The sequence below is a fragment of the Paraburkholderia sp. LEh10 genome, from assembly GCF_017814945.1.
In the GTDB taxonomy this organism is placed as follows: Bacteria; Pseudomonadota; Gammaproteobacteria; order Burkholderiales; family Burkholderiaceae; genus Paraburkholderia.
Window position 1 is genome coordinate 25,726 of the sequence record NZ_JAGIPX010000058.1, and the last position, 26,506, is coordinate 52,231.

General features: G+C 61.7%; 19 protein-coding genes, 2 tRNA genes and 2 pseudogenes. 18 read left to right on the forward strand and 5 right to left on the reverse strand.

Going from position 1 to position 26,506, the window contains the following annotated elements; all coding sequences use genetic code 11:
• Positions 1–60 precede the first annotated feature (60 nt).
• Positions 61–1,734, reverse strand: a complete 1,674-nt coding sequence (locus J8I87_RS33595; RefSeq protein WP_209936553.1) for an electron transfer flavoprotein-ubiquinone oxidoreductase — start codon at positions 1,732–1,734, stop codon at positions 61–63.
• A 182-nt stretch (positions 1,735–1,916) separates the two neighbouring features.
• Between J8I87_RS33595 and J8I87_RS33600 the strand changes: the two genes are divergently transcribed.
• Positions 1,917–2,693: an SDR family oxidoreductase gene (locus J8I87_RS33600; protein WP_209936555.1), complete on the forward strand. Its 777-nt coding sequence runs from the start codon at positions 1,917–1,919 to the stop codon at positions 2,691–2,693.
• A 209-nt stretch (positions 2,694–2,902) separates the two neighbouring features.
• Positions 2,903–3,331, forward strand: coding sequence for a thioesterase family protein (locus J8I87_RS33605; RefSeq protein WP_209936556.1), 429 nt, complete (start codon positions 2,903–2,905; stop codon positions 3,329–3,331).
• A gap of 60 nt (positions 3,332–3,391) precedes the next feature.
• On the opposite strand, the gene J8I87_RS33610 is transcribed toward J8I87_RS33605, so the two are convergent.
• The gene (locus J8I87_RS33610; protein WP_209936557.1) at positions 3,392–3,937 is read right to left on the reverse strand and encodes a PAS and helix-turn-helix domain-containing protein; all 546 of its coding nucleotides are present in this window, start codon (positions 3,935–3,937) and stop codon (positions 3,392–3,394) included.
• Between the two features lie 355 nt (positions 3,938–4,292).
• On the opposite strand from J8I87_RS33610, the gene J8I87_RS33615 reads away from it, so the two are divergent.
• From J8I87_RS33615 to J8I87_RS33685, 15 genes are all read left to right on the forward strand, one after another.
• The gene (locus tag J8I87_RS33615) at positions 4,293–4,997 is read left to right on the forward strand and encodes a CoA transferase subunit A (RefSeq protein ID WP_209936558.1); all 705 of its coding nucleotides are present in this window, start codon (positions 4,293–4,295) and stop codon (positions 4,995–4,997) included.
• 2 nt (positions 4,998–4,999) lie between these two features.
• Complete coding sequence (locus J8I87_RS33620) at positions 5,000–5,641, forward strand: CoA transferase subunit B (protein WP_209936559.1); 642 nt, start codon at positions 5,000–5,002, stop codon at positions 5,639–5,641.
• Between the two features lie 196 nt (positions 5,642–5,837).
• Positions 5,838–6,758, forward strand: a complete 921-nt coding sequence (locus J8I87_RS33625) for an alpha/beta fold hydrolase (protein WP_209936561.1) — start codon at positions 5,838–5,840, stop codon at positions 6,756–6,758.
• Between the two features lie 100 nt (positions 6,759–6,858).
• Entirely contained in the window at positions 6,859–7,212 is a 354-nt protein-coding gene (locus J8I87_RS33630; RefSeq protein WP_209936562.1) for a RidA family protein, read from the forward strand.
• A 70-nt stretch (positions 7,213–7,282) separates the two neighbouring features.
• Positions 7,283–9,523, forward strand: coding sequence for a bifunctional (p)ppGpp synthetase/guanosine-3',5'-bis(diphosphate) 3'-pyrophosphohydrolase (locus J8I87_RS33635; protein WP_209936575.1), 2,241 nt, complete (start codon positions 7,283–7,285; stop codon positions 9,521–9,523).
• Between the two features lie 99 nt (positions 9,524–9,622).
• Positions 9,623–9,699, forward strand: a tRNA-Val gene (locus J8I87_RS33640).
• A gap of 285 nt (positions 9,700–9,984) precedes the next feature.
• Positions 9,985–11,892 carry a threonine--tRNA ligase gene (gene thrS, locus J8I87_RS33645; protein WP_209936563.1) on the forward strand — a complete coding sequence of 636 codons (1,908 nt, stop codon included), beginning with the start codon at positions 9,985–9,987 and terminating at the stop codon, positions 11,890–11,892.
• Positions 11,893–11,941: 49 nt separating this feature from the next.
• Entirely contained in the window at positions 11,942–12,466 is a 525-nt protein-coding gene (infC, locus tag J8I87_RS33650) for a translation initiation factor IF-3 (RefSeq protein WP_081767593.1), read from the forward strand.
• A 259-nt stretch (positions 12,467–12,725) separates the two neighbouring features.
• Entirely contained in the window at positions 12,726–12,923 is a 198-nt protein-coding gene (gene rpmI / locus J8I87_RS33655; RefSeq protein WP_004191477.1) for a 50S ribosomal protein L35, read from the forward strand.
• A gap of 29 nt (positions 12,924–12,952) precedes the next feature.
• Positions 12,953–13,312, forward strand: coding sequence for a 50S ribosomal protein L20 (gene rplT, locus J8I87_RS33660; RefSeq protein WP_007585475.1), 360 nt, complete (start codon positions 12,953–12,955; stop codon positions 13,310–13,312).
• Positions 13,313–13,471: 159 nt separating this feature from the next.
• Positions 13,472–14,485, forward strand: a complete 1,014-nt coding sequence (gene pheS / locus J8I87_RS33665; protein WP_209936564.1) for a phenylalanine--tRNA ligase subunit alpha — start codon at positions 13,472–13,474, stop codon at positions 14,483–14,485.
• Positions 14,486–14,642: 157 nt separating this feature from the next.
• Positions 14,643–17,075, forward strand: a complete 2,433-nt coding sequence (gene pheT, locus J8I87_RS33670; RefSeq protein ID WP_209936565.1) for a phenylalanine--tRNA ligase subunit beta — start codon at positions 14,643–14,645, stop codon at positions 17,073–17,075.
• Positions 17,076–17,129: 54 nt separating this feature from the next.
• A complete protein-coding gene (locus J8I87_RS33675; protein ID WP_209936567.1) occupies positions 17,130–17,540 on the forward strand; it encodes an integration host factor subunit alpha in 411 nt (136 codons plus the stop codon).
• Between the two features lie 54 nt (positions 17,541–17,594).
• Complete coding sequence (locus tag J8I87_RS33680; protein ID WP_209936568.1) at positions 17,595–17,993, forward strand: MerR family transcriptional regulator; 399 nt, start codon at positions 17,595–17,597, stop codon at positions 17,991–17,993.
• 72 nt (positions 17,994–18,065) lie between these two features.
• Positions 18,066–18,142, forward strand: a tRNA-Pro gene (locus J8I87_RS33685).
• A 530-nt stretch (positions 18,143–18,672) separates the two neighbouring features.
• On the opposite strand, the gene tssM is transcribed toward J8I87_RS33685, so the two are convergent.
• From tssM to tssK, 3 genes and pseudogenes are all read right to left on the reverse strand, one after another.
• Positions 18,673–22,665, reverse strand: coding sequence for a type VI secretion system membrane subunit TssM (gene tssM / locus J8I87_RS33690; RefSeq protein ID WP_209936569.1), 3,993 nt, complete (start codon positions 22,663–22,665; stop codon positions 18,673–18,675).
• A 28-nt stretch (positions 22,666–22,693) separates the two neighbouring features.
• Positions 22,694–23,941, reverse strand: coding sequence for a type VI secretion system protein TssL, long form (gene tssL / locus J8I87_RS33695; RefSeq protein ID WP_209936570.1), 1,248 nt, complete (start codon positions 23,939–23,941; stop codon positions 22,694–22,696).
• A 141-nt stretch (positions 23,942–24,082) separates the two neighbouring features.
• Positions 24,083–24,691: pseudogene (tssK, locus tag J8I87_RS33700) on the reverse strand (type VI secretion system baseplate subunit TssK); the annotation flags it as partial.
• Between tssK and tssF the strand changes: the two are divergent.
• Positions 24,690–26,321: pseudogene (tssF, locus tag J8I87_RS33705) on the forward strand (type VI secretion system baseplate subunit TssF); the annotation flags it as partial. The pseudogenes tssK and tssF sit on opposite strands and share 2 nt — an antisense overlap.
• Positions 26,322–26,506: the final 185 nt, after the last annotated feature.

Consider the following 26,506-nt stretch of genomic DNA (forward strand, 5'->3'; position numbering starts at 1 on the left):
CCATCACGAGAAAACGCCGCTCATCGAGCGGCGTTTTTGATTGCCAGGGCGCGGCGTGCGTCACATGTTCGGGTAGTTCGGCCCACCGCCGCCTTCCGGCGTGACCCACACGATGTTTTGCGTCGGGTCCTTGATATCGCACGTCTTGCAGTGCACGCAGTTCTGCGCGTTGATCACGAGGCGCTCGCTGCCGTCGTCGTTCTTCATGAACTCGTAGACGCCCGCGGGGCAATAGCGGCTTTCCGGTCCCGCATAGGTCTGCCAGTTCACCTTGACGGGCACCGACGGGTCTTTCAGCGTCAGGTGCGCGGGTTGGTTCTCTTCGTGGTTCGTGTTCGAGATGAACACCGACGAAAGCCGGTCGAACGTCAGCTTGCCGTCCGGCTTCGGATACTCGATCGGCTTGCACTGCGATGCAGGCTTCAGCATCTCGTGATCCCAGTGCTGGTGGTGCAGCGTCCACGGCACGTTGCCGCCCAGCAGTTTCTGCTCGATGCCGACCATCAGCGTGCCCAGGTACAGGCCCTTGCTCATCCACTGCTTGAAGTTGCGGGCTTTATGTAGCTCCGTGTGCAGCCACGAGGTCTTGAACGCCTCGGGGTAGGCCTTCAGTTCGTCGTTTTGACGGCCTGCCTGCACGGCATCGAACGCCGCGTCGGCGGCGAGCATGCCCGTCTTGATCGCCGCGTGCGAGCCCTTGATACGGGACGCGTTCAGGAAGCCCGCGTCGTCGCCGACCAGCGCGCCGCCCGGGAACACCAGCTTCGGCAGCGACATCAGGCCGCCCGCCGTGATCGCGCGCGCCCCATACGACACGCGCTTGCCGCCTTCGAGAAACTTGCGGATTTCCGGGTGCGTCTTGTAGCGCTGGAATTCCTCGAACGGCGACAGATACGGATTCGAATAGCCGAGGCCGACCACGAAGCCCACCATCACCTGATTGTTGTCGATGTGATAGAGGAACGAGCCGCCGTAGGTCTGCGTGTCGAGCGGCCAGCCGGCCGTGTGGATCACGAGGCCCGGCTTGTGCTTGGCGGGATCGATCTCCCACAGCTCCTTGATGCCGATGCCGTACACCTGCGGATCGGCGCCGTCGCGCAGCCGGAATTTGTCCGACAGTTGACGGCCGAGGTGGCCCCGCGCGCCTTCGCAGAACAGCGTGTACTTCGCGTGCAGTTCCATGCCGAGCTGGAAATTCTCGGTCGGTTCGCCGTCCTTGCCGATGCCGAGATTGCCCGTCGCGACTCCCTTCACGGAGCCGTCATCGTTGTACAGCACTTCGGCGGCCGGAAAGCCAGGGAAAATCTCGACGCCCAGCGCTTCCGCCTGCTGGCCGAGCCAGCGCGTGACGTTCGCGAGGCTGATCACGTAGTTGCCGTGATTCTTGAAGTTATCGGGCAGCGCCCAGTTCGGCACGGACTTCGCGCCCGTTTCCGACAGGAACAGGAAGCGGTCCTCCGTCACCTCGACATCCAGCGGCGCGCCTTTTTCCTTCCAGTCGGGAATCAGCTCGTTGAGCGCGCGTGGGTCCATCACTGCGCCGGAGAGGATATGCGCCCCGATTTCCGAGCCCTTTTCGAGCACGCAGACGCCGATTTCGACGCCTTTTTCCGCGGCACGCTGCTTCAGGCGAATCGCCGCGGCGAGACCCGCCGGGCCGCCGCCGACGATCACCACGTCATATTCCATCGACTCGCGCGGACCGTACTGCTCGATCAGACTTGCGGGGGTCATGATGCTCCTCTTACCGTTAGAATGCTTTTTTCGGGATCGTATTTTCAGCGAACGATCCCTGCGCTGCAACACAAAGGCGTAAGATTAGCACGATCGTACTATTTATGTGATTCGGGATGACCCGATGCCACACGGCACGTCGGCCTGACTCGCGTCACATCCACGTTCCAAGGAAAACGACAATGGGCCGTTCGATCAATCTGGAAGGTAAGGTAGCGCTGATTACGGGCGCGTCAAGTGGGCTGGGCAAGCGGTTTGCGATGGTGCTGTCGCAAGCCGGGGCAAAGGTCGTGCTGGCAAGCCGACGTGTCGAGCTTCTGAAGGAGCTACGTGCCGAGATCGAGGCATCGGGCGGCGCAGCGCATGTCGTCTCGCTCGACGTGACGGACTATCAGAGCATCAAGTCAGCCGTCGCGCATGCCGAGACCGAGGCGGGCACGATCGATATCCTCGTCAACAACTCGGGGGTGTCGACGACGCAGAAGCTGACCGACGTGACACCCGCGGACTTCGAATACGTGTTCGACACGAACACGCGCGGGGCTTTCTTCGTCGCGCAGGAAGTGGCCAAACGGATGATCATGCGTGGCGGCGGCGCGAATAAGCCGCCGTACCGGATCATCAATATCGCGTCGGTGGCGGGTTTGCGGGTGCTGCCGCAAATCGGGCTCTACTCGATGAGCAAGGCGGCCGTCGTGCACATGACGAAAGCGATGGCACAGGAGTGGGGGCGACACGGCATCAACGTCAACGCGATCTGCCCCGGTTATATCGATACCGAGATCAACCACCATCACTGGTCGACCGATCAGGGGCAAAAGCTGGTTTCCATGCTGCCGCGCCACCGCGTCGGCAAGCCGGAGGATCTCGATGGGCTGTTGCTGCTGCTCGCCGCCGACGAATCGCAGTTCATCAACGGCTCGGTGATTGCCGCCGACGACGGCTTCGCCCTTTCGTGAGGCGGCCGGGCAATCGTTCGGCCCCCTTGTGCTTCGTGTAACGCTCACGGCACAAACGCCGGAAAAGAGCGATTATCGGCACTCGCGCGCAACGTCCGCTGAGCGCGGGCGTTACGCGAAGCCGTCCGCAGTGTCGATTCGCGGCCTTTGCGCCTCGCGCCGGACGCCGCGCGGATCCGTTTTCCGATTCAACCCGTAGAAGAAGTGCAATGAGCGATTACCACCCCGTTTTTGAAATGTCGATGCCGATCCGCTGGGGCGACATGGACGCGTTCGGTCATGTGAATAACACGGTCTATTTCCGCTACATGGAGCAGGTGCGGATTTCCTGGTTCGAGCAGCTTGGCATCGCCGGCGGCAACGGCGAAGGGGAAGGGCCCGTGATCGTCAATGCGTCAATGGAATTCCTGAAGCAGCTGCACTACCCCGGCGACGTGATCGGGCGCATGACGGTCGGCACGCCGGGGCGCAGCAGCTTCGACACGCGCTTCGAGCTTTTTCGCGCCGACGACACGAACACGCTGTACGCACGCGGTTCCGCGAAGTGCGTGTGGATCGACTACGCGGCGGGCAAATCGGTGCCGATTCCCGAGCTGCTGCGCTCGACGATTGAGCACGCACAGCTTGTCAAAGCCTGAGCTTTTGCCTTCGCGCAAGCGCGCCGGCGAAGCGTGCTGGCGCCTCGCTGTCCTCGACAATCAATTGCCGAGCAGCCGCTGCAGCAGTTCCGTCGCGTTGCCCGTGTCGTACTTGCGCATCAGCCGCGCGCGATAGACGTCGACCGTCCGCGAGCTGATGTCGAGAATCCTGCCGATCTGCTTGCTCGTTTTCCCCGTCACCAGTTGCGCGGCGATTTCGCGCTCGCGCGGCGTCAGTTCGACGGCGACGCGCCGCGTCGCGCTCAAATCCTCGAAGGTCCAGACACCCGCGGCGTGCGGCACGGCGAGATCGAGCGAGCGCCCCGTCACGTGACACCAGAACAGTTCGCCGTTCGCGCGCTTCATGATGCGGTCGTCGGCGTAGCTGCCTTGCGCCGTCATGATGGGCGGAATGCGTTCGCCGATGCGCTGGAACTCGTCCGGCGACGGATACAGCACCGCGAACGATTGCCCCAGCAACGACTCGCGCGAGCGTCCGAAGATGGCGGCCACCTGCTCGTTGCAGTCTTCAATGATCCGCTCGCGCGACAGCACCAGACCGATCGGCGCGAGATGAAAAGCGGTTTGATAATCCAGAGCGGGCATGAAATCGGAGGGATGCGGTACGAATACTTATGTATTTTTGCGTATTGTGCCGCAAGGCCGCCACATCGTACCCTTTCGGCACATCATGAGATGCGATGCAGGCGCGAAATGGAGCTCCCAGGCGGCCGTCGTTGCGGGTTCACGGCCGCTCGCGAGCGCGACACGGAAAGGATGTGCCCGTGTCGCGCCACCATTCGCCGCGGATGACTAGAATGGCATGTCGGGCCGCGTCCGCAGCGCCCCGTCAGCCGGTTCATGCAAGGGCAGCAGAATGCACGAGCCGGCGCCAGTCGATACAAAAACGGCGTCGCATCGATCCGGTTTTCGGGTATCCAATCAAGGAAGGGACACACTGATGAATAAAGTCTACGCAAGCGCGGCAGCCGCGCTCGAAGGCATCGTCAAGGACGGGCAGACATTCGCCGTCGGCGGCTTTGGACTGTGCGGCATTCCGGAGGCGCTGATCGCCGCCCTGCGCGACTCGGCCGTCAAGGGCATTACCTGCATCAGCAACAACGCGGGCGTCGACGGCTTCGGCCTCGGCCTGCTGCTGGAGACGCGCCAGATCAAGAAGATGATCTCGTCGTACGTCGGCGAGAACAAGGAATTCGAACGCCAGTATCTGTCCGGCGAACTGGAGCTGGAATTCACGCCGCAAGGCACGCTCGCCGAAAAGCTGCGCGCAGGCGGCGCGGGCATCCCGGCATTCTTCACTAACACGGGCTACGGCACGATCATCGCGGAGGGCAAGGAAACGCGCCAGTTCGGCGAGAATCACTACATTCTCGAGCGTTCGCTGACGGCCGACGTCGCGCTCGTCAAGGCATGGAAGGCCGATAAGTCGGGCAACCTGATCTACCGGCGCACCGCGCGCAACTTCAACCCGATGTGCGCGATGGCGGGCAAGATCACCGTCGCTGAGGTTGAAGAGATCGTCGAGACGGGCGAGCTCGATCCGGACGCAATTCACACGCCGGGCATCTTCGTGCAGCGTCTCGTGCTGAACGCCCACCCCGAAAAACGCATCGAACAACGCATCGTCCGCGCGAAAGGAGAGTAATCATGGCTTGGAATCGTGACCAGATGGCCGCGCGCGCGGCGCAGGAACTGCAGGACGGCTTCTATGTGAACCTCGGCATCGGCCTGCCGACGCTCGTTGCGAACCACGTGCCCGCGGGCATGGAAGTGTGGCTGCAGTCGGAAAATGGCCTGCTCGGCATCGGCCCGTCGCCGTATGAAGAAGAAGTGGACGCCGACCTGATCAACGCGGGCAAGCAGACGGTGACGACGCTGCCCGGTTCGTCGATTTTCTCGTCGGCCGACTCGTTCGCGATGATTCGCGGCGGCCATATCAACCTGGCGATTCTCGGCGCGATGCAGATCAGCAAGAACGGCGATCTGGCGAACTGGATGATCCCGGGCAAGATGATCAAGGGCATGGGCGGCGCGATGGATCTGGTGGCGGGCGTCAAGCGCGTGGTCGTGCTGATGGAGCACGTCGCGAAGGGCGACCAGCACAAGATCCTCGAACAGTGCACGCTGCCGCTGACGGGCGTGGGCGTGGTCGATCGCATCATCACGGACCTCGGCGTGATCGACGTGACGGACGACGGACTCAAGCTGGTCGAGCTGGCCGACGGCGTGAGCGTCGATGAGATCAAGGCGAAGACGGGCGCGCCGCTCGACACGAGCGCAGTGAGCTAGCCTTCTTCGTTCGACCTCGCGTCGAAATCGGTCTTCCGGAAACGGGCGCGACGCAAGTCGCGCCCGTTTCTCTTTTTCGCGCTTGTGCATGTGTCCTATGCCGTTCGGCCGATGAGCGCGCGGCGCGAAGCAGTTTAGAATCGATCGTGTCCCGTGCGTCTTCGCACGTTGCCTTCTTTCGATCGAGGGAATCCTGATGACCGCTACGCCCGTCGCTGTTTCGACCGCTGTCGATCCCGCCGTGCCCCGTCAGCGCTATGTGCAATGCGCGAGTCCCACCGGTCTGCATCGCGTCGCCTACACGGAATGGGGCGCGCCGGATAATCCTCGCGTGCTCGTCTGCGTGCATGGCCTGACGCGCTCGGGCCGCGACTTCGACCGGCTCGCGGCGGCGCTGTCATCGGTGTATCGCGTCGTGTGTCCTGACGTGGTCGGGCGCGGCCTCTCTTCATGGCTTGCCAACCCCAGCTATTACGGCATTCCGCAATACGTCGGCGACATGGTCACGCTCGTCGCGCGGCTGGGCGTGGAGACGGTGGACTGGTTCGGCACGTCGATGGGCGGACTGATCGGCATGGCCTTCGCCGGGCTCAAGGAGTCGCCCATCCGCAAGATGATCGTCAACGACGTCGGTCCTCATCTGGAGCCGGGGGCTATCGAGCGTATCGGCAGCTATCTGGGGCAGCCGGTGTCGTTCGCCACGCAGCAGGAAGCGATCGATCACGCGGCGCTGCTCGCGCAATCGTTCGGGCCATTGACGCCGGACGAGTGGCGCGAGATCAACACGCCGCTCGTGCACGAGCGAGATGGCGCGTGGCGCTTTCGCTACGACCCGCGCATCGCGGAGCCGTTCACGCAGACCACGCCTGAACTGGCTGCGCTTGGCGAGGCGGCGCTGTGGCAGTCGTTTGCGGCCATCGAGGGGCCCGTGCTCGTCGTGCGTGGCGAGCAATCGGACCTGCTGTCGCGCGAAACCGTCGCGCAGATGATTGAGAAGGGGCGCAACGTATCGAGCGTCGAAATCCCGGGCGTGGGCCACGCGCCGGCGTTTCTTTCCGCCGATCAGATCGATATTGCGAAAAGGTTCTTTATCGGGCGCGGCGCCGACGCGTCATAATGTGAGATTGGCGCGACGTCATTGACCGACCTCGCAGGTTCGGATCACATCCATCGTCGCGCGGCGTCGTATTTTCATTCATAACGGACAGGAAAATCTCATGGCAGTCATTCGTCATCATGTCGGCAAGCGTCTTTCGGAAATCGCCGTGCACAACGGCACGGTTTATCTCGCCGGACAGATCGCCGAGGACACCGATCAGGACATCGCCGGTCAAACACGCGAAGTGCTTGGCCACATCGACCGCCTGCTTGGCGAAGTCAACAGCGACAAGGCGCATCTGCTGTCGGTGCAGATCTACATCTCGGACATGGCGCACTTCGCCGGCATGAACGCCGTGTGGGACGAGTGGGTTGCGCAAGGCAACACGCCGCCGCGCGCAACCGTCGAAGCGAAGCTCGCGAATCCGAAGTGCCTCGTCGAAGTGGTCGTGGTCGCCGCGCAGCGCAACTGATTCCCTAAAACCGCGCATCGAGCATTGGCCTTTGCTTCACTAGCCCGCACAAGTGGCGGGCCGCCGCATGATGAATACCGACACCGTCACGACTGCTCCGAACCCGACGCCGTCTTTCGACGACGCGCTCGCGTTCGTGCGCGAGCACGCGGGCGACGCGCGTCTGTCTTCGGGCGAGCCGCTCGCCGACCATGCGGCGGGTACGGCAGCCATCATGCGCACGCTCAACGTCGATCCGCCGGCGGTGCTGGCGGCGGCGTTGTTCTCGCTGACACCGCGTCTCGCGAATCCTGAGCAGACTATCGCCGACAACTTCGGCGAAGTAGTGGCGCAGCTCGTGGGTGATGTGCGCAAGCTGTTGCGCCTCGGCACTGTGAGCATGCGCGCCGCGCAGAACGCAATGCCCGAAGCGGGCCGCGATGCGCAGGCCGCGCGTCGCGCGCAGGTCGAAGCGCTGCGCAAGATGTTGCTTGCGTTCGCGCAAGACATCCGCGTCGTGCTGATCCGGCTTGCGTCGAGGCTGCAGTCGCTGCGCTATTACGCGGCGGCGAAGATCACGCCGTCGCCGGATGTCGCGCGCGAGACGCTCGACATCTACGCGCCGCTTGCGAATCGCCTGGGTATCTGGCAACTGAAATGGGAGCTCGAAGACCTCGCGTTCCGTTTCGAAGAGCCGCAAACCTACAAGCGCATCGCGAAGCTGCTCGACGAGAAGCGCGTCGAGCGGGAAACCTATGTGGCCGAGGCGATCGCGCAGTTGCAGCGGGAACTGGCGGCCGCGCACATCAAGGCCGAAGTGAGCGGCCGGCCAAAGCATATCTACAGCATCTGGCGCAAGATGCGCGGCAAGGAGCTCGACTTTTCCGAGCTCTACGATGTGCGTGCGTTTCGCGTCATCGTGCCCGACATCAAGGATTGCTATACGGTGCTCGGCATCGTGCATAACCTGTGGCAGCCGGTGCCGAAGGAGTTCGACGACTACATCTCCCGGCCCAAGCCGAACGGCTACAAGTCGCTGCATACCGTCGTGATCGGCGATGATGGCCGCGCATTCGAAGTGCAGATCCGCACGCAGGAAATGCATCAGTTCGCCGAGTATGGCGTGGCGGCGCACTGGCGTTACAAGGAAGCGGGCACGCGCGGCTATGGCGGCCAGTTCAGCGCCAGCGAAAAATACGACGAGAAGATTGCATGGCTTCGTCAACTGCTTGCGTGGAAGGACGATGTGTCCGAAGGCAAGCAGGGCGAGAAGGGTTCTGCCAGGCCGTGGGAGCAGCTGCGCCAGGCGACCCTCGACGACGACCACATCTACACGCTCACGCCGCAGGCGCGCGTCATTCCGCTGCCGCAAGGCGCGACGCCGCTCGACTTCGCGTATCACCTGCACAGCGAGCTTGGGCATCGTTGCAGAGGGGCGCGCGTCGATGGTGCAATGGTGCCGCTGAATACGCCTTTGCAGAACGGGCAGACGGTCGAGATCATCGCTGTGAAAGAAGGCGGCCCGTCTCGCGACTGGCTCAATCCGCAGCTCGGCTACTTGCAAAGCAACCGCGCCCGTCAAAAAGTCCGCGCGTGGTTCAACGCCGTCGAGGTACAGGAGAACATCGCGGCGGGGCGCGCGATGGTCGAAAAGACGTTGCAGCGCGAAGGCAAGACCTCCGTCAGTCTCGATCAGCTCGCCGCGAAGCTCGGCTTCAAGGCGCCCGATGATCTGTTTTCAGTGGTCGGCAAGGAAGAGTTCAGCCTGCGGCTCGTCGAGCAGGCGCTGAGCGATGCGCCGCCAGCCGAGCCCGTCGTCGAAGCACCGGAGCAGTTCGAGAAGCGCAGTAGCGGTGCGAGCGTCGCGCATGGCGCGTCGACGGGCGTGCTCGTGGTGGGCGTCGACGCGCTGCTGACGCAACTGGCGCGCTGCTGCCGCCCCGCGCCGCCCGACGACATTGCCGGTTTCGTCACGCGCGGCAAGGGCATGTCGATCCATCGCAGCGATTGCCCGACTTTCCTGCGCATGGCAGAACGCGCGCCCGAACGTGTGCTGCAAACTGCGTGGTCCGCGGATGTGATGAGCGGGCGAGGCAAGTCGGTCTACCCCGTCGATCTGTCGATCGAAGCAAGCGACCGGCAAGGCTTGCTGCGCGACATATCCGAAGTCTTCGCGCGCGAGAAGATGAATGTGATCGGTGTCAAGACGCAGTCGCGGCGCAATGCGGCGTTCATGCAGTTCACTGTCGAAGTGTCGAGCGCGGCACAGATACAGCGCGCCTGTGCGATGCTGGGCGAAGTGGCGGGCGTCGTCAGGGCAACGCGCAAGTGAGACGGCTGGCCGCTCGCGGGCGATCCCTAGAGAAATTTTGCGGTCGGTACATAAAACGCTTGCCAACTTTCTGTACGCTCCATATAATCTCGTTTCTCTAGGCTCGTAGCTCAGCTGGTTAGAGCACCACCTTGACATGGTGGGGGTCGTTGGTTCGAGTCCAATCGAGCCTACCAACGAATCTGAAACTTCGGCTTGCCGAAGTTTCGCAAACGCAAGTAGCAGTGCGCGCTTCGGCGTAATCGGCGAATAAAGCGAACATGGTTATGACACCGCGAACGTTGACCGGAACTGTTTCGGAGCGACGCTAGTCGAGGACCACTTTCGCCCTTGTTGTTTGCAGTAGCTTGCAGAAATGTGAATGCGGCCCTTCGAAAGCGGGGCCGCATTTTTTTTGTCCGCATTTTTTGTCTTTGGTCTTGTTGCCTGTGCCGCCGCCGGCCGGCATTACGGAGAACGCAATGGTTTCGATACGACTTCCCGATGGTTCCGTTCGACAGTACGAGCATCCCGTGACCGTCGCCGAAGTGGCTGCATCGATCGGTCCCGGTCTCGCGAAGGCCGCGCTCGGCGGCAAGATCGATGGCGAGCTGGTCGATATGTCCGCGCTGATCGACCACGATGTCGCGCTCGCGATCGTCACGGATAAGGACGCCGACGGTCTGGACATCATTCGCCATTCGACGGCGCACCTGCTTGCGTACGCGGTGAAGGATCTCTTCCCGGAAGCGCAAGTGACGATCGGGCCGGTGATCGATAACGGCTTCTACTACGACTTTTCCTATAGCCGTCCCTTCACGCCCGAAGATCTCGAGAAGATCGAGAAGCGCATGCAGGAACTCGCGAAGAAGGACGAGCCGGTGTCGCGTCGCGTGGTGTCGCGCGACGAGGCCGTCGAGTACTTCAAGAGCATCGGCGAAAAGTACAAGGCCGAGATCATCGAATCGATTCCCGTCAGCGAAGAAATCAAGCTGTACTCGCACGGCGGTTTCACGGATCTGTGCCGCGGTCCGCACGTGCCTTCGACGGGCAAGCTGAAGGTCTTCAAGCTGATGAAGGTCGCGGGCGCATATTGGCGCGGCGATTCGAAGAACGAGCAGTTGCAGCGCATCTACGGCACGGCCTGGACGAAAAAGGAAGACCAGGACGCGTATCTACACATGCTCGAAGAAGCGGAAAAGCGCGATCACCGCAAGCTCGGCAAGCAACTCGACCTGTTCCATATGCAGGACGAGTCTCCGGGCATGGTGTTCTGGCATCCGCGCGGCTGGACGCTGTGGCAGCAGGTCGAGCAATACATGCGCCGCCGCGTCAACGACGCGGGCTATCTCGAGATCAAGACGCCAATGATCATGGATCGCTCGCTGTGGGAAGCGTCGGGTCACTGGCAGAACTATCGCGAGAACATGTTCACGACCGAGTCGGAAAAGCGCGATTACGCGATCAAGCCGATGAACTGCCCGGGCCACGTGCAGGTGTTCAATCACGGCCTGCGCTCGTACCGCGATTTGCCGCTGCGTTACGCCGAATTCGGGTCGTGCCACCGCAACGAATCGTCGGGCGCGCTGCACGGATTGATGCGTGTGCGTGGCTTCGTCCAGGACGACGCGCATATCTTTTGTACGGAAGACCAGTTCATTAGCGAATCGATCGCGTTCAACACGCTGGCAATGAGCGTCTATAAGGATTTCGGCTTCGAAAACGTCGAGATCAAGCTGTCGCTGCGTCCCGACGCGCGCGCCGGCACCGACGAAATCTGGGATCGCGCCGAGCAGGGTTTGCGTGACGCGCTGACCGCGTGCGGCGTGAGCTGGGAAGAGTTGCCGGGCGAGGGCGCTTTCTATGGTCCGAAGGTCGAATATCACATCAAGGATGCGCTCGGTCGCTCATGGCAGTGCGGCACGTTGCAGCTCGACATGGTGCTGCCGGAGCGCCTCGGCGCCGAGTATGTGGCGGAAGACAACAGCCGTCGTCGGCCGATCATGCTGCATCGGGCAATCGTCGGATCAATGGAGCGCTTCCTGGGCATTCTGATCGAACACCATGCAGGCGCAATGCCTGCGTGGTTGGCGCCGATGCAGGTCGTCGTGATGAATATTGCCGAAAGTCAGGTCGAATACGCCGAAACGCTAGCCCAATCGTTGCAAAAACAAGGGGTTAGAGTGGAGGCCGATTTGCGCAACGAGAAGATTAGCTATAAAATACGGGAGCACACGCTCGAAAAGGTGCCGTATCTGCTGGTCGTCGGCGATAAGGAGCGTGATGCACAAACGGTAGCCGTGCGTGCCCGTGGCGGTGTCGATCTGGGCGTAATGTCCGTCGACGCCTTCAGCGAGCGTCTGCGTCAGGACGTACAGACGTTCAACTAAACCACCTGGCAGCGCGGCTCGTTTTTTTAATCTTTAGAGGAAACGTAAGATCGCTACTGATAAGTCGTCGCATCGCATCAACGGTGAAATCACTGCGCCCGAGGTGCGTCTGGTCGGAGTCGACAACGAACCGCTCGGCATCGTAAAACTGGCTGAAGCTTTCCGCCTGTCGGAACAGCAGGATGTAGATCTGGTCGAAATCGCGCCGCAAGCGGTTCCGCCTGTCTGCCGCCTGATGGACTACGGCAAGTTCAAGTACCAGGAAGCGAAGAAGCAGCACGAGGCCAAGCTCAAGCAGAAGGTCATCCAGGTCAAGGAAGTCAAATTCCGGCCGGGTACGGATGACGGTGACTACAACGTCAAGCTGCGCAATCTTGTCCGCTTCCTGGAAGATGGCGACAAGACGAAAATCACGTTGCGTTTCCGCGGCCGCGAAATGGCGCACCAGGAAATTGGCATGCGTATGCTTGAACGTCTGCGCACCGACCTGGATGAAGTTGGTCAGGTCGAGCAAATGCCGAAGATGGAAGGCCGCCAGATGATCATGGTGCTGGCGCCGAAGAAAAAGAAGTAAGCAGACGTGCGCCGCGCATTTGAGTATGCGCAGCCCGTTTGCTGGAAAGTTTGAGTAGAGTGCGTCGCCTTGGGGCGACAAGGAAGCAGGTTTCGGAACGGGCGCCCGTATCGGTTGTACAGCGGGCGCTTTTCCTGAAAGAGCAGCGGCTAGCGGTTCAGGCCGGCTGCATACCAAGTGGAGTGGGTTTCGAAGGGCGGGTGAGGGCTTTCTGAGCCGACCGCACACCCATGTCCATCAAATAATGGAGTTGTCTGTCATGCCGAAGATGAAGACCAAGAAGAGCGCTGCAAAGCGCTTCGTGGTTCGTCCGGGCGGTACCGTCAAGCGCGGTCAAGCCTTCAAGCGCCACATTCTTACCAAGAAGACCACCAAGAACAAGCGTCACCTGCGCGGCGCCACGGCAGTTCATGATTCCGATCTGAACTCCGTACGCGCGATGCTGCCGTTCGCCTAACCCTTAACCGACACTCATAGGAGCGAAACATGCCTCGAGTCAAACGTGGGGTTACCGCACGGGCCCGCCACAAGAAGATCATCAAGCTGGCCAAGGGTTACCGCGGCCGCCGCAATAACGTCTATCGCATCGCCAAGCAGGCGGTCATGCGCGCAGGCCAGTACGCCTACCGCGATCGCCGCAACAAGAAGCGTGTGTTCCGCGCACTGTGGATCACGCGTATCAACGCGGCGGTGCGTCAGCACGACATGACGTACAGCGTGTTCATCAACGGCCTGAAGAAGGCGTCGATCGAACTCGACCGCAAGGTGCTGGCCGACATGGCTGTGTTCGACAAGGCTGCTTTTGCTGCGATCGTCAAGCAGGTGAAAGCCGCCGTTGCAGCCTGATTGCGCTTCTTGCATCTAGTACTGCGTGGTTCGTTGCAGCGAACAGTCCGGTAGTCCCGGTGACGCTGCAACAAAAACGGGGCTCCTCACCGAGCCCCTTTTTTGTTGGTCGAGCCAGTTTTACTTCGATTGAATACTGACGTTGAAAAGATGGGATCAATGGATCTGGACCAGATTGTCGCCGACGCAAAAAGCGCCTTTGAACAAGCCTCCGACGTCACCACGCTCGAGAACGAGAAGGCACGCTTTCTCGGCAAATCGGGCGTACTGACGGAACTGTTGAAGGGGCTGGGCAAGCTCGATCCCGAAGCGCGCAAGACGGAAGGCGCGCGGATCAACATCGTGAAACAGCAGGTCGAAGCCGCGTTGACGGCGCGCCGTCAGGCGCTGGCCGATGCGCTGCTGAACCAGCGTCTCGCCGCCGAAGCCATCGACGTCACGCTGCCCGGGCGCGGCCTGGGCACGGGCAGCCTGCATCCCGTGATGCACACGTGGGAGCGCGTCGAACAGATCTTCCGCACGATCGGCTTCGATGTGGCCGACGGCCCCGAAATTGAAACCGACTGGTACAACTTCACGTCGCTGAACAGCCCGGAAAACCATCCGGCGCGTTCGATGCAGGACACGTTCTACATCGACGGCAAGGACGCCGAAGGCCGTCCGCTGCTGCTTCGCACGCACACGAGCCCGATGCAGGTCCGCTACGCGCGCACCAATACGCCGCCCATCAAGGTAATCGTGCCGGGCCGCACGTACCGCGTGGACAGCGACGCGACGCACTCGCCGATGTTCAACCAGGTCGAAGGCCTGTGGATCGACGAGAACATCAGCTTCGCCGACCTGAAGGGCGTCTATACCGACTTCCTGAAGAAATTCTTCGAGCGCGACGATATTCTCGTGCGCTTCCGTCCGTCGTACTTCCCATTTACCGAACCGTCAGCCGAAATCGACATGATGTTCGAGCAGGGCAAGAACGCCGGCAAATGGCTCGAAATTTCGGGCGCGGGCCAAGTTCACCCGACGGTGATCCGTAACATGGGCCTCGACCCCGAGCGCTACATCGGCTTTGCATTCGGCAGCGGCCTCGAGCGTCTGACCATGTTGCGCTATGGCGTGCAGGACCTGCGTCTGTTTTTCGAGAACGACCTGCGTTTCCTGCGCCAGTTCGCCTGACGCTTGCAAGCGCATAGAGCGTGAGCGCATCAGGCTCAAGCACGCTACGAGAGCGGCCCGGCATCGAGCATGACCGCCGTGCCGCAAACAGCGCCTCCGGCTCGGTGCCGACGTATCGGCCGGACGCGGACACAACCTGTTTAGAACGTACAGAACCATGCAATTCCCGGAATCCTGGCTCAGAACCTTTGTCGATCCGCAACTGACGACGGACGAGTTGTCGCACGCGCTGACGATGGCCGGTCTCGAAGTGGAAGACCTACGCCCCGCTGCGCCGCCGACGTCGAAGATCGTGGTGGGCCGTGTGCTCGAGGTCGTCAAGCACCCGGACGCGGACAAGCTCAACGTATGTCAGGTCGACGCCGGTACGGGCGCGACGCTGAACATCGTCTGCGGCGCGCCGAACGTGGCGCCCGGCATCAAGGTGCCCGTGGCGCTGGTGGGCGCGCAATTGCCGCCTGCCGAAGAGGGCGGCGCGCCGTTCGCGATCAAGCTGTCGAAGCTGCGGGGCGTGCAGAGCGAAGGCATGCTGTGCTCGGCGCGTGAACTGAAGCTGTCGGAAGATCATAGCGGTCTCATGATCCTGCCGGAAGATACGCCGATCGGCCAGGATATCCGCGAAGCGCTGAACCTCGACGACACGATCTTCGAAATCAAGCTGACGCCGAACAAGGCCGATTGCCTGTCGGTTTTCGGTGTCGCGCGCGAGACGGCCGCAATCACGGGCGCGCCATTGCGTGCGCTCGACATCAAGCCCGTCGAGGTCAAGCTCGACGAAACGCTGCCCGTCAAGATCTCGGCGCCGGACCTGTGCGGCCGCTTCTCGGGCCGCGTGATCCGAGGCGTGAACGCGCGCGCGAAGTCGCCGGCGTGGATGGTCGAGCGGCTCGAACGTTCCGGTCAACGAAGCATTTCGGCGCTCGTCGACATTTCGAACTATGTGATGCTCGAGCTAGGACGTCCGTCGCACGTGTTCGATCTGGACAAGATCCACGGCAGCATGGACGTGCGCTGGGGCAAGCGCGGCGAATCGCTGAAGCTGCTCAATGGCAATACCGTCGAAGTTGACGAAACGGTCGGCGTGATCGCCGACGACCGTCACCTCGAAAGCCTCGCGGGCATCATGGGCGGCGACAGCACGTCCGTCACGCTCGACACGACCAACATTTACCTCGAAGCCGCGTTCTGGTGGCCCGACAGCATCCGCGGGCGATCGCGCCGGTACAACTTCTCGACGGATGCGGGTCATCGCTTCGAGCGCGGCGTCGATTACTCGACGACCGTCGAGCATATCGAGCGCATCACGCAACTGATCCTCGATATCTGCGGCGGCGAGGCGGGCCCCGTCGACGACCAGATCGTCAACGTGCCCAAGCGTGAGCCCGTGAAGATGCGCGTGGCGCGCGCGAACCGCATCATCGGCGTCGAAATCGGCGCCGACGAGATCGCGCAGATTTTTACGCGCCTCGGCCTGCCGTTCACGCGCGAAGGCGACGACTTCCTCGTGACGCCGCCGCCGTATCGCTTCGATATCGAAATCGAAGAGGACCTGATCGAAGAAGTCGCGCGCATTTACGGCTTCGAAAAGATTCCCGCGCGCCCGCCCATCGCGCGCAGCGAGATGCGCCGCACGAACGAAACGCAGCGCTCGATTCACGTGCTGCGTCACGCGCTGGCCGCGCGCGACTACGCGGAAACGGTGAACTTCAGCTTCGTCGACGCGGAATGGGAACAGGACTTCGCCGGTAACGACAAGCCTGTACGTCTGCTGAATCCGATCGCGAGCCAGTTGTCGGTGATGCGCACGACGCTGTTCGGCAGCCTGATCAATGTGCTGCGTCATAACCTGAACCGTCGCGCGGATCGCATCCGCGTGTTCGAAGCGGGGCGCGTGTTCCTGCCGGATTCGTCGGTCAAGGCGGGCGAGCTGGCTGTCGAAGGCTTTGCGCAGCCGAAGATGATCGGTGCGCTCGCGTATGGCCCCGTCGTCGAAGAGCAGTGGGGCGCACAGACGCGCGCTGTCGATTTCTTCGACGTAAAGGGCGATCTCGAAGCGTTGCTTGCGCCCGCCGTCGCGCGTTTCGTGAAGGCCGGGCATCCCGCGCTGCATCCGGGACGCAGCGCGCGCGTCGAACTCGATGGCCGCGCAATTGGCTGGATCGGCGAACTGCATCCGCGCTGGATGCAGAAGTACGACTTGCCGCATGCGCCGATCCTGTTCGAAGTCGAAGCAGAAGCGCTGATGCAGCGCGCGTTGCCGAGCCCGACGGAAGTGTCGAAGTTCCCGCCCGTGCGACGTGACATCGCGATCGTCGTCGATCAGAAAATCGAGGTTCAGGCGCTCTTTGACGAGATGCAAAAGGCGTTGTCGGAAGACGCCTGCAAGACCATTCAAAGGGTTGCGCTTTTCGATGAATTTCGTGCAAAATCAAATACTTCCGGCGGACTGGCGGCGCACGAGAAAAGCCTTGCGTTCCGTGTAACCTTGCAAGATACTGGTGGGACCCTTCAGGATGAAACGGTCGATTTGGCCATTCAGACTTTGGTGGATCGTCTTGCTCGAGTGTATGGCGCGCGGTTGCGCGGATAACCGATAACGGCTGTTCCGCATGTTCCGTTGTGGTAGACGCGCCATTTGACAGATATGAATGAAATGAACTCGAGTGATTTCGAAGCCCTTCTTTCGGCGCAACGTAGCGCCATGATCCGCGATATTCCTACTTCAACCTCCAGCGCGTCGGTCGAAGCGCCGACGCTCACCAAGGCTGAGCTTGCCGAGCTGCTGTTCGACAATGTCGGGCTCAACAAGCGGGAAGCGAAGGACATGGTCGAGGCGTTCTTCGAGGTGATTCGTGATGCGCTGGAGGGCGGCGACAGCGTCAAGCTGTCCGGCTTCGGCAACTTCCAGTTGCGCGACAAGCCGCAGCGTCCGGGCAGAAATCCGAAGACGGGCGAGGCGATACCTATCGCCGCGCGCCGCGTCGTGACGTTCCACGCAAGTCAAAAGCTGAAGGCGCTGGTTGAGAACGGCGCTGAAGAGAGCTTCGCGCGCTGATCGAATCGCGCGTCTGCGCAACCATTACGACGGTCAACCGACCGCTAACTGACGATGACAGCGACGATCGAAAAAGTCGTCTTGCCTCCGATTCCTGCGAAGCGCTACTTCACGATCGGTGAAGTCAGCGAACTATGCGGCGTGAAGCCACATGTGCTGCGGTACTGGGAGCAGGAGTTCACGCAGTTGCGTCCGGTGAAGCGCCGGGGCAATCGCCGGTACTATCAGCATCATGAAGTGCTGTTGATCCGGCGGATTCGCGAGTTGCTGTACGAGCAGGGTTTTACGATCAACGGCGCGCGTAACCGGCTCGATTCGCATGGCGCCGTACAGAGCGCGGAAGGCGAAAATGAAGTGGTCGAAGGGACGGTCGTGCAGCCGACCACCGCGAGCGTCGACGTCGATCAGTTGCGCAAGGAGTTGTTGCAGGTGATCGACCTGCTCGGGCATTGAACGATTTAAATCGCTCGAGATTAATTGTGGCGGTTCTATTCGCGTGAAGTGTCTGTTATACTTTCATGCTTTCGGGGCGTAGCGCAGCCTGGTAGCGTACCTGCATGGGGTGCAGGTGGTCGGAGGTTCAAATCCTCTCGCCCCGACCAGGAAAATCAAGGACTTACGGTGAAAGCCGTAGGTCCTTTTTTCTTTATGTGGATGAATTGCGCAACGAGACGGGCGCAAGCGTCAAAAAGATCGCCTTTCTGCTGGATGCTGCCCGTGCTCGCCCGAATGACGATGTCGGATAGATGGCAGAGAGTCAGCACGGCGCTTCGCCGCAGCAACTTCCCCTTGCTTCTGGCACGGTCCAGCCTATTTCATCGATGATCATGCTGGCGCTCCTCGTACTGCGCTGTGTTAGCTAAATTCGTCGCGAGACTTCCGTGAGCTGCCGCGTTACCAAGGGATGCCGGCGACCGGCGGGTGCCGAGGTGGATCCGACAACGGCAGGCTCGAAGAGGAGTTCAGGATCGTTCTTGTGCCCGTCATGCAGCACCATGCGCATGCCGTCGCGGACTCCCAGCTTGTCACATCCAGATGTCTGCGGGAGCGGATCACTATCGCGGCACGTTGCCGACGAATCAAAAATACGCGATGTGCTCATGTTGCGTCCGGAGGGCTTATGGCGAGCGCATCAATGCATACGACCCAGGTTTGCCACGCCAGCCGCAGGCGGCAATTCTGGCGGCGGACCGCTGTTGGGCAAACTGAACATCGGCATTGAACTAGGGCAACGGAAAGTGGTGAGCACGTCACTGGTCAGCGGATTAGGAACACTTCCGGCACTGCCAATATCAAGCACGGCCTTGCGTCCATCGAAGTCGAACGCTACGCGTGTGCGGCCCGGTGTGGCGGTCTCGATGATCTGCCCTTTGCGCAACAGGCGCATCAACGCCCACGGTCCGTCCGCTGTGACTGTGGACGTTTCTGCGTGAACGCGCGGACTTGCTGTGACTTCGGCGTGCACACCGCCGCGCGGGCCAGGCCAGTTCACGGCAAACGGTGCGACAGGCCCGTGCTGATACTGTGTGCTCTGGCCATCGATGTCGATCGCAAGCGTGGTCACGGTTGGGTCGAGTTCAGGCACGCGGATATCCGTCTTCCACTGAAGCTGCTTGCCCTGATCGCCGAAGAAAATGTCGCGAATCTGTTTTGCGTGCTGGAAAGGTTCGAGATCGGGACCCTGCACCGGCTCAGTGGCGCCGGGTAGTGTGCGGTAGCGCCATGGCTTGGCTGACGTATCGACAAATGGCGTGAGATTCTTCGCGAAGAAATCGTCGATCACGCCACCCTGCGCGAACACGCGTGTAAAGTCGTCGATGCTCACATCGCGCGGGCTGTCGGGCGCGAATGGGTAATTGCCTTCGACTGTCAGCCGGCAGGTGTCGCTGACGACGGCCTGCATCTGGCGCGAGAGCAGTTGGCCGATACCCTGATTGACCTCGTGTGAGCCTTGGACTGACAGTCCGAGCAGCACTTCGCGAAATGGCGCCGGCATCGTGTTGGCCGCCATTTTCAGCTTTGCTGCGGCATCGCTGGCTGGCGGCATGCTGTTGTTTGCGATTGCGTTGTCCGCGACCGTCAGCGCGGTGTAGTAATCGTTGAGCAGACTCGTGACGCCATCGAGCCCGGTCTTGCCGGCCTGCGTATTGGCAGACTGGTTTGCCGTCGACGCGTCGCCATTGCCCGTCACCATCTCACGTAGCGCCGCAAAGTGGGTGTCGACCAGTTCGCGCTCGATGCGTTCTTCCGCGCGGATGCCCAGCGTCTTGTCTGCTTTCTGGCTGAGCTGGTCGGTGGTCTTTTGCAGAAGCGAGCCATCTGCGGCCGCCATCGACCGGGTGAGGGTCGTTTCGTGTACGGCCGCGCGCGCGAGCCGCGTCAGCGGGGAATCCGGTGCTGCGAACTGGCGCAGCACCTGCAGGTTGAACGCGAGGCTTGTGCCGGCAACGGTGCGGATATCGCCGAGGAATGCGTCCCACCGCTGCGCATACTCGGTCAGATAGAGGCGGCGGATCGCTTCCGTCAACGGATCGTCGGCGCCCGTCACCGTGCTCACAATTTCAGCCGTTTTTTTTTGAGCGTCGCCAAGATACGAACGTCCCATCACCCACGCGTCGTCATCGCGTGCGGCGCCGACGAATTCGGGCAGCCGCTTGTCGAACAGATTGCGGTAGCCGTCGAAGGTGAAGAGGCCGGGTACACCACGCGACAATGGTGCGCCGCTCGCCCGCGTGAACACCGTTCCTGCCTGAGGGCCTACTGCGCGCAGCAGTGTGAACTCGTCGGGTGCCTCTTTCGCCATGTCCGCTTTTGCGCGGTCATACAGACGCTGTGTCGCATTGCTGCCGTCGAGGAACGCGCGGGCCTGCTGGATCAGCGCATCGTTGCGGATCAGGGGCGACTGGACGACTCGATCACCCGAGAAAAGCTCCTCGACGTGTTCGATCATCGATGCTCGCCCACCGAAAATCGATGCACTGTCATTCTTCGCCCAGTCGTCCAATACCCAGGCCTTGATATCGGTGGCGCTAAACTTCGCCTTGTCGTACAGCATCAGGTAGACGCGCAACGCATCATACGTGGCCTTGGCGTCCTTGTTTGCCATCGATTGCGCGATGACATCTTCGAGGCGATGAACAATCGACGGCAGCAGCAGGTTGTCTTCGAGCGCGCGATACGTTGCGCGGCTCGCATCGACGACGCCCGGCGCACTGTACAAGCCATAGCGGAATCCGCTGTCAGGATCGGAGAGATCGAGTCCCGTCCAGGTCGGCAGGTAACGCGCTTCACCCAGCGTGTCGGGAACAGCTTCCGGTTTCGGCTCGCGATAAAGCTGAGTGACCTTTGCTGCGAGTGCCTGCGTCTTGCGCGCGATCGCATCGAGATAGTCGCTGTTGTTGCCGAAACTCATGCGCATACCGATCGCAAGCCAGACGAACAGCAGAAGTCCGAGCGCATGGCCAAGCAGCCGTAGCAGACGGAATCGGTATTCCCAGCGCAGGTTGGGACGCACGAGATGGGCTTCCGGAAATATGACCTTGGCAAACAGGTCATGCAGGAAATAGCTCTGGTTTCCAGCCGGTTGCATGGCGTGCGCTGCGAGTGGACTGCTGCGCCCCGTCGTAAGGCGGTGCATGACAGTGAGCGGTTCGGCCACGAGCTTTTGCCCGCCCTGCAGGGCGCTCGTGAAGTACACGCCTCGTATCGACGCGTGATGCTGCGTGTCGTCGTAACGCGAGTCGACGAAGAGTTGCGCAAGCAGTTCGGCGAACGGCGCCGCGAGTGAGGCGAACGCTTCGGGAAGGGTGGCGAGACGACGCCGTCTGTCGAGATCGTACTCGTCTTCGAGGCGCGTGTTGACGCCGTTGGTCAGACGTGCCGCAAGCTGCCTGAATTCTCCGTCGCAGAGGGCGGCGAGATTGCCCTGATCTGCCCGGCTATTGACGGGCAGCGTGAATCCCCACATCTGCGTGCGATGTTCTTCAGTCAAGGAACCAAAGTAGTCGGCGAATCCAGACAACCGGTCCATTTGCGTGATCATCAGATAGACCGGGAAGCGGATGCCGAGCCTGCCGCGCAAATCAATCAGCCGTTCGCGCAGCGCATCGGCTTCCGCTGCACGCGCTGCCGGATCGGATGCGGTGAGCACATCGAGGCTGATCGCGAGCAACGCGCCATTGATCGGCGCACGAGGACGATGACGGCGAAGCAGGTCCAGAAAACCATGCCATTCGTCTTCATCGACGCGCCGACGCCAGTCGGCATCGCTTTGCGCGTCGGGAGCATCCATTCGACCTGTCGTGCTACGGCGGCTGTTCTTTTCGTCGCTCTCGCGGTCTTGATCTACGGGCGTGGGCAGTGACAGCGTCGATGCGCCATGGCGGGTGTAGTACCCAGCAGTGTCGATCAACACCGCGTCATTGGTGAGCCACCAGTCGACGTTCTTCGTGCTGGTCGCTGCGCCGGATATTCGCGGCGTCGCGCCAACGACCGGAAACGCCAGTCCGGCATTCAGCAATGCAGTCGTCTTGCCAGAGGACGTTGAGCCGAGTGCGATAAACCAGGGCAACTCGTACAGATAGCGCGTGCCCTGGAATAGCCGCCCGACGCCGCGTGCACCCGTGCGCATGGACTTGAGGCGGACGAGCGCCGCATTGACACGGGTTTCGACGTCCTTGAGCCGACCGGCGGCGGGCGATGCCTCCTTCCTGGCGCCGAATGCGAGCGCCTTCTTGAGGAACGCTTCGTCGCTGCGCATTTTCTGCCAGAGCCAGTACAGGCCGAATGCGGCAAAGACCGCCAGCACGACGGCAATGGCGATGACACGCGTCGCTACCGACACCAGTGGCTCGGTATGTCCGAAACTGAGCAGCGGCCCCGCGTACCAGATGAGCAGGCAAAGCAGGGCGACGAACACCACGCTGATCGATCGGCCGGCAAGCCAAAGAAGCACGCCGACAAGCAACAGCGCGATCACTAGAATGCGCATTCCTGCAGTCGTGAGAGGCTTGAGGCCACCGAATGCGACAAAGGGCCCCAGAAACCAGATCACCAGTCCGAGAACCAACAGCGCGAGGAATGCGAGAAACCAGCGCGATACCAGAAACGACAAAAACTTCTTCATCCTTGAGTCCCGATGGGCATGTGCGCGGTCAGGGCATGACCGTGATTTCGACGCGGCGGTTTTGCGCGCGACCTTGCGCCGTGGCGTTATCGCCGATGGGGTTCGCCTCTCCCTTGCCGATGGCTTCGAGCCGGGCGGCAGCTACGCCCTTTGTCTGCAGCATCTGCATGACCTGGGTAGCGCGTTCTTCGGAGAGCGCGTCGTTCGATGCGAACTGGCGGCTTCTGATTGGCACGTTGTCGGTGTAGCCGGTGACCGTCACCTTGCCCGGCACCTTGCCGACTTCGTTCGCGATCTTTGCAATGAGCGGGCCCATCGACGCGTTTGCGCTGACGGCACCCGGCGGGAACATCGCGTCTCCCTTGAACGTGACTGAGCTGTGGCGTGCGTCTTCATCGACTGTGACCGTGCCGGCGGCAATCTCGTCTTTCAGCAGTTCCTTCAGACGCGGCAGCCGTGGGGCGGGCGGTGGTGTCAGATGGCCGATGTCAATGATCTGCTTCTCGACGGCCGCACTATGGTCCAGCAGATGGTATTTGAACCAGCCGAACAGGCCGAGCAGCATCAGTCCAAGTACCACGAACGTGATCCAGACCGGAAAGTCGTAGACCGACATGCGCCGCCCGCGTGCGTCGGATTGCACATGCGGCGAGAGCGCGATTGGCACGATCCCTCGCTGGGTCTGGATTTCGTTGTAGAGTCGCTGGCGCACGGCGTCGTGCTTGCGTGCGCCATCGGCCTCGTGCCGGTAGCGGCCCATGAAGCCGAGGCTCAGGAGCCGATAGATGACTTCGAGCAGGTCGAGATGTTCCTGCGCTTCGGTCATTAGTCGCCCGATCAGCAGATAGACCTTGTCGCCACCCTGCCGGTCTTCATGGAACTCAGTGGCGAGGCCTTTGCGAATCCATTCGACGCCGGTTTCGCGTTTGCCCCAGTCCGTCTGGCCGGCAGACTCGTCAAGCGCCGTCGCGAGGCAATAGCGGGCGCCGATCATGTGATCGCGCCGGATCCTGGCCTGCTCGCATAGTCGCTGAAAGACGCGCATTTCCTGCTTTAGCAGCAGGTGAAGCCGGTCGATAGCCTTCAGATCGAGCTCATTGGGCATGTCGGCGAGCGCGCGCAGCAATGGACGCGTGGCTTCGAGCAGCGGATTGCGAGCGCCTTCGACGGATCGCAGCCGCGCAGCTTGGGGTTCGCCCAACGGGATGTCCGCCAGTGGTTCGGAAGGCAGAGCCGGCTTCAGATCAACTACGGGTTCGCCGGCTACTGTCTGCATACCGGTAGCCGCGGTGCGATCGGCCGTCGGAAATGCCGTGCCGAATGAAGGAAGTCCTGGGTCAGGTTTCACTGTGTTCCTTTGGTTGATGACCAACAGGCGCTTCAGCAGAAGCGCTCCTGTTTTTGGGCGTGTAGCGCGCTATCCGCGCACGCCCCACAGTTCCAGCCTCAGTCCGGGGAAGTCGCCTGCCACGTGCAGCGCGATACCGCCGTGTTGCGCGACCGCGTCCCACAATGGGCCAGTGCGCGACAGTTCGTAGTACACGTAGCCAGCATTGAAGGGAATCTGCCGTGGCGGCACGGGCAGCGCCTGAAGCGCGATGCCCGGAAGATGCGAGCGCACCAGATCGGGCAGACGTTCGGACGGTCCCATCTTGGCCTGCATGGCGAACTGCTGGATCAATGTATCGGGTGGCATCTGCGCGGACACGGCAAGCACGAGCGAATTGAAGCTGCGCATTTCCGCCGGATCGACCACCGCGTTGCGCATGCCGTACCCCGCATCGGCAAACGGGATGCTCTGCGCGCTGCGTACCAGCACCGCGTTGAGCAGCAGGTGCGTGTCATCGACGACGGGTTTCAGGCAAACATGCGGCTCGATGTGCTGATACGGCGGATGACTTTCGAGCGGCCGGCGCGTCTGCGGACGCACGTAGGTCGAGAGTTCCCCTGCCATGCTGATCAGCAACGCGTAAAGGTCGGCGGGCGACGTCGTCGGAACGCGCCGCAGATGTTGAAGGAGCGGTTCGCCGTCGATGGCAATCACCCGTTTTTTCCCGAGCCCGAAGGAAGGAAGCCTCATCGAAGGGTTTCTGGTGCCGCGTGGCAGTGCGCTCAAAAGCCGGACGCCACCAGGCGAGAAAACAGCGTGCGAATTTCGCACCAGCCAGGACATCACCCTTTACCCGCTGGAGATCACCGAAGCGAGGCTGACGGGAATTCCGCCGGATATCCCGATGCTTGACCGCTACGTGCCGCCGCATACGCAAGTGCGTGGTGCATTGCGGTTACGGCTACGGTGCACGGGCGAGTCCAACATCGCGGACCTGCGGGGGCTGGACCGCTTGCCGGTCTACCTGGCCGGGGACGAGCAGGTCGCCTCGCACCTGTTCGAGTTACTTCACGCGGCGGGCGTTGCGTCGATCACAGGCGAACCCGGTGCATTCGGCGAGCCTGGGCGGTCCTTTGGCGCGGTCATGCAGGACGCAGTCGTACACGAGGGACTCGGTACCGGTCAGGGCCTGTTGCCTCTCGTCTGGTCAAAGTTTCATGGTCATAACCTGCTGCATGAATACTTCACTTGTCCGAGCCGGTTCTATTTCTTTACGCTGACAGGACTGCGGGAGGGACTGAAAAAGACAAGCGGCCGCGAAGCCGAGATCGTCGTGCTGCTCGACCAGTCGCCTGACCGGCTGGCGGGACTCGTCGACGCATCGCGGTTCGCGCTGTTCTGCACTCCCGTCATCAACCTGTTTCCACGCCAGGTCGATCGCATCGAGCTGAACCAGGCCAGCACGGAGTTTCACCTGGTACCCAAGCGCCTCGCACCGCTCGATTACGAGGTGTTTGCGGTCGATTCGCTGATTGGTCAGGTCGGCAAGGAATCGGCGGGACTCGAGTTCCGGCCGCTTTACCAGACCCTGAATAACGACGAAGGCAATCACGGACGCTACTTCTCGCTTCGTCGCGAACGCCGGCTGTTGTCGGAGTCGGCACGTCGCTATGGTACGCGCACGCCCTATATCGGGACCGAGGTCTTCGTGTCGCTGGTCGACCAGCATGAGGCGCCGTATCACGAAGGGATGCGCTACCTGTCGGTCGACGCATGGCTGACCAATCGCGACTTGCCGAACCTGTTGCCGCGCGACGGCGTGGATGACCTGAAGGCCAGCGAATCGGTGCCCGTGGTGGGCGTTGGGCTGATCCGCGCGCCGAGCACGCCGCGCGCGCCGTTCGCAGAGCGTGAAACCGCATGGCGGCTCATCCGGCAACTGAATTTCAATTACTTGCCGCTTGAAGACATGGACCACCGTCCTGGCGGGCAGGGTGTACGCGACATGCTTCGCCTGTTTCTGACCGGCGACGATACGGGACCGCGGCGCCAGGTGGAGAGCCTTGTGGGCGTGAAGACCCGTCCCGTCGCGAGAAAGCTGCCGGGTGGTGGTCCGCTGGTGTTCGGGCGTGGCATCGAGTGCCAGTTGACGGTCGACGAGACCGGTTTTTCCGGCGTCAGCCCATACCTGTTTGGGCTGATTCTCGAGCACTACCTGGCGCGGCATGTGTCGATCAACTCGTTCACGCAGACCGAGCTTCACTCGATGCAGCGCGGTCGCCTGATGCGCTGGCCGGTGCGCATGGGCACACGCGGAGTGGCCTGATGAAGCGGGCACCGTCCACTTCGATGCTGCGCGAGGCGGCGCTATCGGCGGAAATGGTTGAGCGCCTGAGGGCGCAGCCATGGTTGTACGGGTATCTGTCGCTGATGCGTATCCGCCCGAGAATCCCCGTAGTAGCGAGTGCTCTCGATTTCGCCGAAACTTCAGTACCGTAGGGGAGATGGTCG